The organism is Endozoicomonas sp. SESOKO4 (genome assembly GCF_024606275.1).
This window is the reverse complement of the sequence record NZ_JAHHPS010000666.1, coordinates 1-1,063: the sequence shown is the minus strand read 5'-3', so window position 1 is coordinate 1,063 and position 1,063 is coordinate 1. Positions and strand designations below refer to the sequence as shown.

Annotated in this window: 1 protein-coding gene; it reads right to left on the bottom strand. The window is 46.8% G+C overall.

Annotated elements, in window-relative coordinates; all coding sequences use genetic code 11:
- On the bottom strand, positions 1 to 1,063 hold a 1,063-nt coding region (locus KDK16_RS12925), incomplete at both ends, for a hypothetical protein (protein WP_257276438.1).

The window sequence follows — 1,063 nt, the reverse complement described above, 5'->3', positions numbered from 1 at the left end:
CGTTGAGGTTCTGCATCAGCACAGCGATATAACTCAGGGCCAGCTGTTCTCCTGACGGTATCAGTCCAGAGACAGGTATCTCAACGTTGTTGTCGCCGGTTGTTCGCATTCCGGACAGAAAGTGATCGGGGATATCTTGATCCCAGGGCAGAAGGCTATGGGTTTTGAGTAGCGCCTCAAAGATTATCTTGATGCCTTCTTTGGTAATGTCATGGGTTTCTAGCCGAAGACAGGCTTCAAGTAGCCGTTTTAACCATTGGGAGGAGTGCTCTTTGCTGAGTTTGTGTAGCGCGCTCAATGAGGGAAACAGGTCAAATACAGCCTGAGCATGGCTGGCGTCCAGAAAACGCTCCTGATCATCATTTGATAGGGGTTGCAGGATTTTCCAAAAGAGTCTTTTCATATAATCGTATTTCAGCACCCCCGATAATAGTTGCAACCGTTCTGAATGTTGTTCCCATTGACTCTTATCCGGCAATGACTTCAGTCGCTTGGCAAAATAGACAAAACGCCCTCTGGATTCATTGGAAGAAAACAGAGCCATTGCCTTATCTAGCACGTTCAAAGGCACGGCTTTAACCGAATGACGCCACAAAAAATCCCGGTCCTGTTGATCAACCTGAAGGTAGCGCTCGACGCCTTTCCCTCCATAAGAAGACAGAAGTCTTATTAATGATTCCAGCATCAGAACGGTTTTAGTCTTTGCATGGAATTGATGAAACTGTTTTAAAACCGCCCAGTTGAGTGACCAGTCTGGCCTGGAGGTGGAAAGATAAAGAGCAACTGTTTTTATCTGGCGATTGAATTTGTCATCCTCTTCATCTTCTGAATAACCATCGTATTCGTCGTACTCTTCACCGTCTGAATCACTTTTGTCTTCAGCAAAATCTGTTAACAGCCACTGTTTCAGTTGTGTTTCCTGATGTTGCAGCGCTTCAATGGCAGGTAACCCTTCTGTTATCCAGAGCCTGGTCATCATTTGCAGGAGCCAACGATTGGGTGCCTCCCGGAAACCCGTCCAGCCCAGCACTTTTTTCACTGACGCATGTTTGGGCAAGCCCTG